Annotated in this window: 10 protein-coding genes; 4 read left to right on the top strand and 6 right to left on the bottom strand. The window is 67.5% G+C overall.

The genetic code is table 11. The annotated features are described in order from the left end of the window. Positions 1 to 2: 2 nt before the first annotated feature. The 5 genes from G3580_RS10130 to smpB form a co-directional block, all read right to left on the bottom strand. Positions 3 to 2,141 (bottom strand): TRAP transporter permease, encoded by a 2,139-nt coding sequence (locus G3580_RS10130; protein WP_173765170.1) that lies wholly within the window; start codon positions 2,139 to 2,141, stop codon positions 3 to 5. 67 nt (positions 2,142 to 2,208) lie between these two features. Next, the gene (locus G3580_RS10125) at positions 2,209 to 3,228 is read right to left on the bottom strand and encodes a TAXI family TRAP transporter solute-binding subunit (RefSeq protein WP_173765168.1); all 1,020 of its coding nucleotides are present in this window, start codon (positions 3,226 to 3,228) and stop codon (positions 2,209 to 2,211) included. A gap of 234 nt (positions 3,229 to 3,462) precedes the next feature. After that, positions 3,463 to 4,827, bottom strand: a complete 1,365-nt coding sequence (locus tag G3580_RS10120; RefSeq protein ID WP_173765166.1) for a sigma-54-dependent transcriptional regulator — start codon at positions 4,825 to 4,827, stop codon at positions 3,463 to 3,465. Beyond that, positions 4,824 to 6,704 carry a sensor histidine kinase gene (locus G3580_RS10115; protein ID WP_173765164.1) on the bottom strand — a complete coding sequence of 627 codons (1,881 nt, stop codon included), beginning with the start codon at positions 6,702 to 6,704 and terminating at the stop codon, positions 4,824 to 4,826. Before G3580_RS10115 ends, G3580_RS10120 begins: the two co-directional genes overlap by 4 nt. A gap of 23 nt (positions 6,705 to 6,727) precedes the next feature. Further along, positions 6,728 to 7,174: an SsrA-binding protein SmpB gene (gene smpB / locus G3580_RS10110; RefSeq protein ID WP_173765162.1), complete on the bottom strand. Its 447-nt coding sequence runs from the start codon at positions 7,172 to 7,174 to the stop codon at positions 6,728 to 6,730. A 77-nt stretch (positions 7,175 to 7,251) separates the two neighbouring features. On the opposite strand from smpB, the gene G3580_RS10105 reads away from it, so the two are divergent. Beyond that, complete coding sequence (locus G3580_RS10105) at positions 7,252 to 7,686, top strand: type II toxin-antitoxin system RatA family toxin (protein WP_173765160.1); 435 nt, start codon at positions 7,252 to 7,254, stop codon at positions 7,684 to 7,686. Positions 7,687 to 7,689: 3 nt separating this feature from the next. Next, entirely contained in the window at positions 7,690 to 8,040 is a 351-nt protein-coding gene (locus G3580_RS10100; RefSeq protein WP_173765158.1) for an RnfH family protein, read from the top strand. A gap of 45 nt (positions 8,041 to 8,085) precedes the next feature. Here the strand turns inward: G3580_RS10100 and G3580_RS10095 are convergent, their stop codons facing one another. Further along, on the bottom strand, positions 8,086 to 8,580 hold the full coding sequence (locus tag G3580_RS10095) for a DUF4124 domain-containing protein (protein ID WP_173765156.1): 495 nt from the start codon (positions 8,578 to 8,580) through the stop codon (positions 8,086 to 8,088). Positions 8,581 to 8,661: 81 nt separating this feature from the next. Between G3580_RS10095 and guaB the strand changes: the two genes are divergently transcribed. Both guaB and guaA read left to right on the top strand, forming a co-directional pair. Then, positions 8,662 to 10,122: an IMP dehydrogenase gene (guaB, locus tag G3580_RS10090; RefSeq protein WP_173765154.1), complete on the top strand. Its 1,461-nt coding sequence runs from the start codon at positions 8,662 to 8,664 to the stop codon at positions 10,120 to 10,122. Positions 10,123 to 10,187: 65 nt separating this feature from the next. Then, complete coding sequence (gene guaA / locus G3580_RS10085) at positions 10,188 to 11,750, top strand: glutamine-hydrolyzing GMP synthase (RefSeq protein ID WP_173765153.1); 1,563 nt, start codon at positions 10,188 to 10,190, stop codon at positions 11,748 to 11,750. The last annotated feature ends 153 nt before the right edge of the window (positions 11,751 to 11,903 follow it).

The following is an 11,903-nucleotide window of genomic DNA, read 5'->3' as shown; positions in this document are numbered from 1 at the left end:
GGCTAGGCCGGCGCGACGGTCGATGGCCCCGCCCCCTGGCGGCGGCTGAACACGAACAGGGCGGCGAAGGCGGCGACGCCCACCCCATGCACCCAGATCGGCAGCGGCCACAGGAGCAGGATGGCCACGCCGATGAGCACCGCCCGCAGCGCCCAGCCCAGACGGTGCTCCAGATACCCCTGCAGACCTGCCGAGAACGCGTACAGCCCGATCAGGGCGAAGACGCCGAACTCGGCGATCTCGCCCCAGCTGCCGCCGAGCAGGGGCGTGTAAGCGAACAGCAGCGGCACCACGTAGAGCCCCTTGGCCACCTTCCAGGCTTCCAGCCCGGTCGCCATCGGCGGCGTGCGGGCGATGGCGGCGGCGGTGAAGGCGGTCAGGCACACCGGCGGGGTCACGTTGCTGTCCTGGCTGAGCCAGAAGATGATCATGTGGGCCGAGAGCAGCGCGAAGGTGGTGGCGTGCGCATCGAGCACCGAGGTGCGCAAGGCGTCGGCCAGATCCACCGGCACCAGGTTGAAGATGGCGGTGGCCGCGTCCACGCTCATGGCGTGGCCGAGTGCGGCGATCTGATCCGGCGCCACCAGCATGAGCACCGCCTTGGCCTCGTCGCTCAGCACGCCGCGGGCGATGGCGTCGATGACCTGGGCGTCGGCGATCAGGTTGTAGAGTGCCGGCGCCGAGAGCGTGCCGAGCACGATGTAGGAGGCGGTCACCGGCAGCCCCATGCCCAGCACCAGCGAGGCCAGCCCGATGAGCACGATGGCGACGATCAGGCTGCTGCCGGCCCACTGGGTGATCATGAGCGAGAAGGTGTTGCCCACGCCGGCGGTGGCGATCACGTTGACCACCAGCCCGATGGCGCACAGGAGCACGCCGGTCATCACCATGTTGCGTGCCCCCAGCGCCAGGGCCTCGACGATGGCGCGCGGGCCCATGCGTTTGGGAGTCAGCCAGGAGGAGACGATCACCGCGACAATGCTGATGCCCGCCGCGTAGGTGGGGGTGAAGCCGAGCACGAGCAGTACGATGAGCACCGTCACCGGGAGCAGGAAGGGCAGGCCGCCGCGGCGGATCACTTCCATGGGGCGCAGCGTGCCCGCGTCCATCTGCTGCACGTTGCTGCGCTTGGCTTCGAGGCGCACGAAGAAGGCCACCGAGGCGAAGTAGAGGATGGCCGGGATCACGCTCACCGCAATGATCGTGGTGTAGGGAATCTGGGTGTAGCTGGCCATGACGAAGGCGCCGGCGCCCATGATGGGGGGCATGAGTTGCCCGCCGGTGGACGCCGCCGCCTCCACCGCGGCGGCGAAGCGGGGCGGAAAGCCGGCCTTCTTCATGAGTGGAATCGTGATCACGCCGGTGGAGGCGGTGTTGGCCACCGCCGAGCCGGAGATGGTGCCGGTCAGTGCGGAGGCGAACACCGCCACCAGACCGGGGCCGCCCACGGTGCGTCCGGCCACGGCACGGGCCAGATCGATGACGAAGTCCCCGGCGCCGGAGCGCAGCAGGAAGGCACCGAAGAGGATGAACATGAACACGAAGGTGGACGAGATCAGCGCGATGTTGCCGAACAGCCCGTCGTCGCCGAAGATGCTGCGGAACAGGATGGTCTCGGGCGAGAGCCCGGCGAAGCGGAACACGCCGCTGATGTGCTCGCCCCACCAGCCCACGTAGGTGAGTGCCAGCACGATCAGCACCGGGATGATCCAGCCGGTGGTGCGGCGGGTGAATTCGATGGCGCCGAGGATGAGCAGCCCCCCGGCGATCCACTCCGAGGTGACCAGATGCACGCCGCGGGCGTAGATCGCGTCTTCGTGGGAGATGAGGAAGATGGCGGCGCCGGCGACCACGACGCCGAAGATCGCGTCGACCGCCAGCACCACGCGGTCGCGCCGCCCGCCGGTCTGGCGCAGCGACGGAAACAGCAACGCGCACATCAGCCCGAAGCCGGCGAAGTGCAGTGCGTTCTGCCACAGGCTGGGCAGCACCGTGAGGATGTTGAAGTACAGGTGCAGCAGCGAGATGCCGACACCGAGGACGAACACGATCTTGCCGATCAGGCCGTGTTCCGAGCGCACCGGGGCGTCGTGTTCGTCCGGTTCGGGGGCGAGGGGCGTGGTGTTGCCGGAATCGGTCATGTGCGGGCCTCGGGGGCGTCCTTGGAGGGAAGTGAGCTCCGGGGGCGTGGCGCCCCCGGTTGTCGGCTTACTTGGCGATCAGGCGATCCGGGATGGTGAGCCCGGCCTCCCGGTAGTAACGCGCCGCGCCCGGATGCAGCGGCATCGGCAGCCCGTCCAGCGCCTTCTGCAGCGCCATCGCGGTGGTGGCCTTGTGGATGGCGTTGAGGAAGGGCAGGTTCTCGTAGATGGTCTTGGTGATCTGATAGACCGCGTCCTCGTCCAGGTCGGCGCGTACCGCGAGGAAGTTCGGCTGGGCGATGGTGTGGACATCCTTGTCCTGGCCCGGGTAGGTGCCGGCCGGGATCACGTAGCGGGTCCACAGGTCGAGCCCGCCGTCGGCCTGCTTCATCTGCGCGTCGGTGAAATCGAGCAGGGTGACCTTGCCTTCCATGGACGCGAAGGCCCGGGTGACCGCGCCGGTGGGCACGCCCGCCGGGGTGCTCATGCCCGCGATCTGGCCGTTCTGCATGGCGTCGGCGCTGGGTCCGTAGCCGACGAAGACCAGGTCATAGTCCTTGTGGATGTCGATCCCGAGATTGGACATGAGGGTCTCGTTGGAACCGATGGTCCCCGAGTTCTTCTTGCCCATGGAGAAGCCCTTGCCCTTGATGCCCGCCATGTCGGCGATGGTGCCGGTCTTGGCGTATTCGCTGAGCACGGTGAACTGTTCGACGTTCTGCCACAGCATGGTGACCGAGCGCAGGTTCTTCTGCGGTCCGTCCTTGGCCAGTGGTCCCTTGCCGTTCCAGGCGTAGTAGCCGTACAGGCCCTGGAGGATGGCGAACTGGGCCTCGTTGTCGCGCAGCAGCTTGACGTTCTCGGCCGAGCCGGCGGAGTTGATCGCCGACATGCCGATCTTCTTCGATGGGGTCAGCTTGACCTTGGTGAGGGTGGCCAGCGCCACGCCCACCGGATAGTAGGTGCCGCCGGTGCTGGCGGTGGCCAGCAGGTAGTCGCGGTTCTCCTGCGCCTGGGCGCCGGTGCCGAGCGTCGATGCAGCGACGAGCGCCGCCAGGGCCAGATGTTTGAAGCTGGGACGTTTCATTGAATCCTCCATTCGCGCGTGTGGCGTCACAGGGTGTCGAGGCCGCGACGGAAGCGGGCCTGTGGCGGAGGATTCGCAAGCACGGTGCCAGATGGGCACCGCAGCATGGGATTCGAGGCGTGCTGCACCATGAGGACAATGGCGCGATGTGCGGGTGCACACGTCGGGGCGCGGTCGGCGGATTGTTGCGCAATGGCCCGCTGCTGTCGGCAAGAAATTGCCGATGCGGCGGGCTCAGAGGTAGTCGCGCCGGTCCAGGCCGAGGTTGAGCATCTTCTGGTTGAGGGTGCGCCGTGGCAGGCCGAGTTCGTCCATTACCGCCTGGATGTTGCCGTGATGGCGGCGCAGGCTGTCGGCGATCAGGCTGCGCTCGACCGTCGCCATGCGCTCGGCCAGGGTGCCTCCGTGGCCGACGGCGTCGGGCTCATGCCGCCCCAGCAGGGTGTCGAGACGCTCGGTGGGCGGCAGGGAGGAGAGCACGTAGCGCTCGGCCATGTTCTTGAGTTCGCGCACGTTGCCGGGCCAGTTGTGCGCCGTGAGCAGGGCCAGACTGCCCGGGTCGAGCGGCGGCGCGGCGCGTTCGTAGACGCGCGCGGCTTCGGCGGCGAAATAGTCGAACAGCAGGGGCAGGTCGTCCTTGCGCTCGGCCAGCGTCGGCAGGCGCAGCTCCACCACGTTCAGCCGGTAGTACAGATCGCTGCGGAAGCGTCCGGCGGCGACCGCGTCGGCCAGGTTCACGTTGGTGGCACTGACCAGGCGGATGTCCACCCGGATCGGGTCGTTGGCGCCCACACGCACGATCTCCCGCTCCTGCAGGGCACGCAGGACCTTGGCCTGCAGCGCCAGCGGCATGCTGCCGATCTCGTCGAGAAACAGGGTGCCGCCGCTGGCATGCTCGAGCTGGCCGATGCGCCGCTTGTGCGCCCCGGTGAAGGCCCCGGCCTCGTGACCGAACAGCTCGCTCTCGAACATGGTTTCGGGAATGGCGGCGCAGTTGACCGCGACAAAACGCGCCCGGGCACGGCTGCTCGCCTCGTGCAGGCAGCGGGCGACGACCTCCTTTCCGGTGCCGGTGGCCCCTTCGATGAGGACGCTGGCCGGGGTGTCGGCGATATCGGCGATCTCCTGGCGCAGCCGGCGGATGGCTGGCGCGTTGCCCACCAGGCGGCGCTCGATGCCGCTGGCCTCGTCGAGGCGCCGCCGCAGGCTGCGGTTTTCGAGCACCAGCCGCCGGGTGCCGGTGGCGCGGCGCACCATGTCGAGCAGGCGGTCGGGCGCGTAGGGCTTTTCGACGAAGTCGTAGGCGCCGTTGCGCATCGCCTCCACCGCCATGGCGACGTCGCCATGACCGGTGACGAGCAGCACCGGAATCTCCGGATCGATGCGCGCGATGGCCTGCTGGAAGGCCAGGCCGTCCATGCGCGGCATCTTCACGTCGCTGATGACGATGCCGTCGAAGTCCACATCGAGCAAGGCCAGCGCTGCGGCGGCGTCGGCCCGGGCGGTGACGGCGAAGCCGGCCAGCGCCAGCCACTGGGTGGTGGCGGTGCGCATGGCTTCCTCGTCGTCCACGAGCAGCACGTGGCCCGGATCGGTCATGGGGTCGGCTCCGGCGGGGTGTCGATCAGGGGCAAGCGTACGACAAAGGTGGCGCCGGTGTCCGGGGTGTTGTTGTGCGCGCGTACCGTACCGCCCAGGTCGGCGACGATGCCGTAGGAGATGGACAGCCCCAGGCCGACGCCTTCGCCGACCTCCTTGGTGGTGAAGAACGGGTCGAACAGTTGCGTCATGGCGCCCGCTGCGATGCCGTGGCCGTTGTCGCGGATCCGCAGCACGGCGTCCTCGGCGTCGCGCGCGATGCGCACCGACAGATGACGTTCCGGCGCGTCCTTCATGGCGTCCAGACCGTTGCGCAGGAGGTTCACCAGTACCTGCTCGATGCGCACCGGATCGCCGTTGACCGTGAGTCCGGGCGCCGGCTCCTCGACCGTCAGGGTGACGCCGGCGGCGCGGATCTGGCCGTCGAGCAGGGCGAGGGCGGCGTCAAGGGGTTCGCGTAGCGCCACCGGCCGGTTGCGTCCTTCGCTCTTGCGCGCGAAGGTCTTGAGCTGGCCGGTGATGAGCGCCATGCGTTCGGTCAGCTGCGAGACCGAGCGCAGGTTCTGGGCGAGGTCCTCGCGCCGGTCGAGTTCGAGCAGGCGCTCGCCGCTGGCGGTGAAGGTCCGGATCGCGGCGATCGGCTGGTTCAGCTCATGGGCGATGGCCGCCGACATCTGCCCGAGCGCGGCGAGCTTGCCGGCCTGGATGAGTTCGTCCTGAGTCGAGCGCAGTTCGTGCTCGGTGCGGCGGCGCTCGTCCACCTCCGCCTGCAGGCGGGTGCTCAGCGCGCGCAGGGCCATGGCCTCGCGGGCCTGGTCGCGGCTACGCTGGCGCGCGCGGCGCTCGCGCAGGTAGAGGGCGAAGACGACCAGCAGGAAGGTGGAGACGGTGGCGATGCCGACGGCGCCGAGCACCTGCTCGCGTACCGGGGCCATGGGCGACAGATAGTGCAGGCGCCAGCCGGGCTGCGAGAGCGGATGGGAGCGTTCGATGAACTCGTCGCCGTCGATGCGGATGGCGTCGGGCACGCCCCGGTGAGGGGCGGCGTAGTCGAGGGGCTGCAGGCGGGTGTGGTTGTACTGCCGGCGCGCGCGGATCTGCGCCAGGGTGTCGGCGGAGAGCGGGCCGAGGCTGTGATATTTCCAGTTCGGCCGGCTGGAGAGGAACACGACGCCGTTTTCGTCGCTGACCAGCACGGTCTCGCCGCCTTCGCTCCAGTCCGCCTGCAGGCGGTCCAGATCCACCTTGACCACGGCGACGCCGAGGATGCCGGTGGGGCCGTGGATCGGCGCCGACATGAAGTAGCCGGGGCGACCGGTGGTGACCCCGATGGCGAAGAATTCGCCCGCCTCGCCGGCCGTGGCGCTGCGGAAATAGGGACGGAACGCGTAGTTCTGGCCGACGAAGGAGAGCGGCTCGGACCAGTTGCTCGACGCCAGGGTCTGGCCGTGGATGTCCATCACGAACAGGGCCGCGGCGCCGGCCCTGGCGTTGACGGTCTCGAGATAGACATTGACGCGGTCGTTGCCGCCGCCGTCGCGCACCAGCGTCTGTACCGCCGGGTTCATGGCGAGGACGAAGGGCAGGTAGCGGTAGCGGTCGAGCGCGCCGTCGACCGTGCTCGCGTACAGGGTCAGGCGTTCGTCGCCGATGCGGCGCACGGTGGCCAGGGCGTTGGCTTCGCTGATGCGCCACACCTGCCAGATGACGATCACCGCCAGCGCGATGGCCGCGGTGGTGACGATCGTGCGCGCATGCTGGCGGTACCAGCCGGCGCGCAGCTGTCGCGCGTGGGCGGTGGCGACGTCATCGGAGGACAGGGGGCGGGATGCAAGGTCGGGCGTGGAGGGCTCGCTCGGAGACGCTTGCATCGTCATGGAGGCGCGCTGCCGCGCCGCGTTCAGACCTTCTGGCGCATCAGGCGCGCCTTTTCACGCTCCCAGTCGCGCTTCTTGGCCACTTCACGCTTGTCGTGCTGCTTCTTGCCCCGGGCCAGACCGATGGTGGCCTTGACGCGGCCCTTGCTGTAATGCAGGTCGAGCGGCACCAGGGTGTAGCCGGCGCGCTCGACCTGGCCGATCAGGCGGTCGATCTGCTGGGCGTGCATCAGCAGCTTGCGGGTGCGCACCGGGTCGGGATTCACGTGGGTGGAGGCCGACTGCAGCGGGGTCAGATGCATGCCGAGGATGAACAGCTCGCCGTTGCGGATCAGGACGTGGGATTCCTTGATGTTCACGCGGCCGGCGCGGATGGCCTTGATCTCCCACCCTTCGAGCACGAGCCCGGCCTCGATCTTCTCCTCGATGAAGTAGTCGTGGAAGGCCTTGCGGTTGTCGATGATGCTCATGGTTCGGGGTCGTCTTGGCGTTTCGGCATGCGGTAGAATCGCGCATTCTAGCAGTTCCGGGAACCCGCATTCACCGTATGGCCGCCGTCAAGAAAGTCGTTCTCATCGAATTCACCCCCGCGCAGATGTTCGAGCTCGTCGACCGGGTCGAGGATTATCCGAAATTCCTCCCGTGGTGCGGAGGTACCGAGCTGCTCGAGCGCACCGACACCAAGACGGCGGCGACGCTCAAGGTCAATTACCACGGGATCCGGACCCAGTTCGCGACAGAGAACACCAAGGTGCCGCCCACCGAGATGCACATCCGCCTCAGGGAAGGGCCGTTTTCGCACCTGGACGGCGGCTGGAAGTTCATTCCCCTCGGGGATGCGGCCTGCAAGATCGAGTTCGAACTCAATTACAAGTTCTCCAACCGCTTGCTGGACAAGGCGCTGGGTCCGGTCTTCAACCATATTGCCAACACCTTCGTCGACGCCTTCGTCAAGCGCGCCGAAGTGATCTATCGGAGCTGATGCATGAGTGAGTCGATTGGGGTCGAAGTGGTCTACGCGCTCAAGGCGCGCCAGGAAATCGTCCGGCTGAGTCTGCCGGCCGGCAGTACCGTCCAGCAGGCGATCGAAGCCTCGGGCCTGATGCAGAAGTTTCCCGAGATCAGCCTCGACAAGGGCGGCAACAAGGTCGGCATCTTTGCCAAGCTCACCCCCTTGGGTACCGAGCTGCGCGACCGGGACCGGGTCGAGATCTACCGGCCGCTCATCGCCGATCCGAAGGAAGTGCGGCGCAAGCGGGCCTCGGCCGGCAAGGCGATGAAGAAAGGCGGCGGCGACGCCGGTACGGACGACGGCCCCGAGGACAGCGGCGACTGAGCGGTCAGCGCGACCGAGCGCCGCTCCGGCGGCGGTCGTTCGCGCTCAGTTCGATTTTTCGCAGGCGCGCTGGATGTTGTCCTTGACGCGCGCGATCTCTTCGGCGCGGGCGGCGTCGTCGAGCACGATGCGCTCGCCGTTGGCATCCATGCGCTGAACCCGGCGCCCGCTCTCGAGCAGTTTGAGCTGCTGTTTGGCCTGCTCGCAGGCTTCGCTGCGGCGGCGCTCCTCATCCGCCTTCTGCTTGGCTTCGGCCTCGGCTGCTGCCTTGTCGGCCTGGCGCTTGTCGAAGGCCTCGTTCTTTTCCGCCCAGGTCTTGGGCGCCTGCGCCTCGGAATTCTGGGCTGCGCCGCCGGCCGGCGGGCCGCTGGGCTTCGGCGCCGTGGTTTTGATGCCCATGGGCTTGGCGTCCACACCCGTGGGCGGATGGTCGGAGAAGTGGCGCTTGCCGGTGGCATCCTTCCATTCGTACACCTGGCCGGCCATGACGCCAACGGGAATGAGCAGGGCCAGCAACAGGGGCAGATGACGTTGGCGCATCGGGAAGGTCCTCACGGTACGGTGTTTTGCCGGGTCTGAATCCGTCTGTATAATACGGATTTGGTCGAAAGGATTAAAGTCATGCGTGTGATCCAGAAGGCGCTGACGTTCGATGACGTCCTTCTTGTCCCCGCCCATTCGGAGGTCCTCCCCAAGGACGTCAGTCTCCGGACGCAACTGACCCGCAACATCAGCCTGAACATCCCGCTCGTGTCCGCTGCCATGGACACGGTCACGGAGTCGCGTCTGGCCATTGCGCTGGCCCAGGAAGGCGGCATGGGCATCATCCACAAGAACCTGACCGGCAAGCAGCAGGCTGCCGAGGTCGCCAAGGTCAAGCGCTTCGAGTCGGGTGTGCTCAAGGATCCGATGACCATCACCCCCGACATCAGTGTGCGCGAGGTGATGGCGCTCACCCGGCAGAACAAGTTCTCCGGCCTGCCGGTGGTCGAAGGGCAGCGGGTGGTCGGCATCGTCACCAACCGCGATCTGCGCTTCGAGACCAATCTCGACCAGCCGGTCTCCGCCATCATGACGCCGAAGGAACGGCTCGTGACCGTGCTCGAGGGCGAAAGCCTCGACGCCGCCCAGGCGTTGATGCACAAGCATCGCCTCGAGCGCGTGCTGGTGGTCAACCGCGATGGCGAGCTGCGCGGTCTCATCACCGTCAAGGACATGCTCAAGGCCACCGAGCACCCCAGTGCGGCCAAGGACGAACACGGCAGCCTGCGCGTGGGCGCCGCGGTCGGCGTCGGCGCCGGCACCGAGGAGCGGGTCGAACTGCTCGCGGCAGCGGGCGTGGACGTGATCGTCGTCGATACCGCCCATGGCCACTCCAAGGGCGTGCTCGAGCGGGTCACCTGGGTCAAGAAGCACTTCCCGCACGTGGAGGTGATCGGTGGCAACATCGCCACCGCCGACGCGGCCCGCGCGCTGGTCGATGCGGGTGCCGACGGGGTCAAGGTCGGGATCGGTCCCGGCTCCATCTGCACCACGCGCATCATCGCGGGCGTCGGTGTGCCGCAGGTCAGCGCCGTGGCCAATGTGACCGACGCGCTCAAGGGCACCGGGGTGCCGATGATCGCCGACGGCGGCATCCGCTTCTCCGGTGACATCGCCAAGGCCATCGCCGCCGGCGCCAACGCGGTCATGTGCGGCGGCCTGTTCGCCGGCACCGAAGAGGCTCCGGGCGAGACCGTGCTGTACCAGGGGCGGTCCTACAAGTCGTATCGCGGCATGGGCTCGCTGGGGGCCATGCAGCAGGGCTCGGCGGACCGCTACTTTCAGGATCCGGCCGACAACCAGGACAAGCTCGTGCCCGAAGGCATCGAGGGGCGCGTGCCGTACAAGGGGCCGGTGAGCGCCGTCATCCATCAGCTCATCGGCGGCATTCGCGCCTCCATGGGCTACGTGGGCGCCGGCAGCATCGACGACATGCGCGAGAAGGCGCAGTTCGTGCAGATCACCGCCGCCGGCGTACGCGAATCCCATGTGCACGACGTGCAGATCACCAAGGAAGCCCCGAACTATCACATCGACTGATTCGGGCCTCCTGAAGGCAAGGCGGCCGCGGCCGCCTTTTTTCCTTTTTCAAGCCGAGTAAAGCCATGGCGCACCAGAAAATCCTCATCCTCGACTTCGGTTCCCAGGTCACCCAGCTCATCGCCCGTCGCGTCCGCGAGCAGCAGGTGTTCTGCGAGATCCACCCCTGCGACGTGTCGGAGGAGTTCATCCGCAGCTACGCGCCCGACGGCATCATCCTGTCCGGCGGGCCGAACTCGGTGTATTCGGAAATCATGTCGGCGCCGGAGGTCGTGTTCCGGCTCGGCAAACCGGTGCTGGGCATCTGCTACGGCATGCAGACCATGGCCGACCAGCTCGGTGGCACGGTGGAGAGCTCGGATTCGCGCGAATTCGGCTATGCCGAGGTGCGCGCCCGCGGCCATTCGAAGCTCTTCGCCGACATCCAGGATCGCACCAACGCCGAGGGCCACGGCCTGCTCGACGTGTGGATGAGCCATGGCGACAAGGTGACCGAGCTGCCGCCGGGCTTCAAGGTGATCGGCTCGAACCCCTCGTGTCCGATCGCGGCGATGGCCGACGAGGAGCGCGGCTTCTACGGCGTGCAGTTCCACCCCGAGGTGACCCACACCATCAAGGGCAAGGAGATCATCGCCCGCTTCGTGCACGACATCTGTGGCTGCGCGCACGACTGGAACATGCCCGACTACGTGGCCGAAGCGGTGGCGGCGATCCGCGAGCAGGTTGGCGACGAGGAAGTCATCCTGGGGCTGTCCGGCGGGGTCGACTCGTCGGTGGCCGCCGCGCTGATCCACCGCGCGATCGGCGAGCAGCTCACCTGCGTGTTCGTGGACAACGGCCTGCTGCGCCTGAACGAGGCCGAGCAGGTGATGCAGACCTTCGCCCGCAACCTCGGCGTCAAGGTCATTCATGTGGATGCGACCGACCAGTTCATGGGCCATCTGGCCGGCGTGAGCGATCCGGAGCAGAAGCGCAAGATCATCGGGCGTGAGTTCGTCGAGGTGTTCCAGGATCAGGCGGCGAAGCTGCCCAAGGCGAGATGGCTCGCCCAGGGCACGATCTACCCCGACGTGATCGAATCGGCCGGCGGCAAGACCAAGAAGGCCCACACCATCAAGAGCCACCACAACGTCGGCGGCCTGCCCGACACCCTCAACCTGAAGCTGCTCGAGCCCCTGCGCGAACTGTTCAAGGACGAGGTGCGCGAGCTGGGCATTGCGCTTGGCCTGCCGCACGACATGGTCTATCGGCACCCGTTCCCGGGGCCGGGCCTCGGCGTGCGCATCCTGGGTGAGGTGAAGCACGAGTACGCCGAACTGCTGCGCCGGGCGGACGCGATCTTCATCGACGAGCTGCGTGCGGCCGACTGGTATGACAAGACCTCCCAGGCCTTCGCGGTGTTCCTGCCGGTCAAGAGCGTCGGCGTGATGGGCGATGGCCGCACCTACGAGTATGTCGTCGCCTTGCGTGCGGTGCAGACCCAGGACTTCATGACCGCGCATTGGGCGGAACTGCCTCATGCGCTGCTGGGCAAGGTGAGCAATCGGATCATCAACGAGGTGCGCGGCATCAACCGCGTGGTGTACGACATCTCCGGCAAGCCGCCCGCGACCATCGAGTGGGAGTAATCCGCTTGGTGAGCCGACGAAACAGGTAGCAAAGGCCCGCGACATCGCGGTAACGCTGGCGGCGCGGGATCGGGACAGGCGCCCGGTGCCGGCCAGGAGCCTGGTGTCCAGCCGGATGGAAGCGGTGATCGTGGAGGTGCTCGAGCGGCTGCT

It is taken from the genome of Nitrogeniibacter mangrovi (assembly GCF_010983895.1).
Classification (GTDB): domain Bacteria; phylum Pseudomonadota; class Gammaproteobacteria; order Burkholderiales; family Rhodocyclaceae; genus Nitrogeniibacter; species Nitrogeniibacter mangrovi.
Note: the sequence above shows the minus strand (reverse complement) of the source record. Positions and strands in the feature narration are given on the sequence as shown.

Coding starts and splice junctions, on each gene's coding strand:
- G3580_RS10095 (WP_173765156.1), bottom strand. CDS start 8,580: ATGCGCCAACGTCATCTGCCCCTGTTGCTGGCCCTGCTCATTCCCGTT.
- guaA (WP_173765153.1), top strand. CDS start 10,188: ATGGCGCACCAGAAAATCCTCATCCTCGACTTCGGTTCCCAGGTCACC.
- G3580_RS10120 (WP_173765166.1), bottom strand. CDS start 4,827: ATGACCGATCCGGGCCACGTGCTGCTCGTGGACGACGAGGAAGCCATG.
- G3580_RS10125 (WP_173765168.1), bottom strand. CDS start 3,228: ATGAAACGTCCCAGCTTCAAACATCTGGCCCTGGCGGCGCTCGTCGCT.
- G3580_RS10115 (WP_173765164.1), bottom strand. CDS start 6,704: ATGACGATGCAAGCGTCTCCGAGCGAGCCCTCCACGCCCGACCTTGCA.
- guaB (WP_173765154.1), top strand. CDS start 8,662: ATGCGTGTGATCCAGAAGGCGCTGACGTTCGATGACGTCCTTCTTGTC.
- G3580_RS10105 (WP_173765160.1), top strand. CDS start 7,252: ATGGCCGCCGTCAAGAAAGTCGTTCTCATCGAATTCACCCCCGCGCAG.
- G3580_RS10100 (WP_173765158.1), top strand. CDS start 7,690: ATGAGTGAGTCGATTGGGGTCGAAGTGGTCTACGCGCTCAAGGCGCGC.
- G3580_RS10130 (WP_173765170.1), bottom strand. CDS start 2,141: ATGACCGATTCCGGCAACACCACGCCCCTCGCCCCCGAACCGGACGAA.
- smpB (WP_173765162.1), bottom strand. CDS start 7,174: ATGAGCATCATCGACAACCGCAAGGCCTTCCACGACTACTTCATCGAG.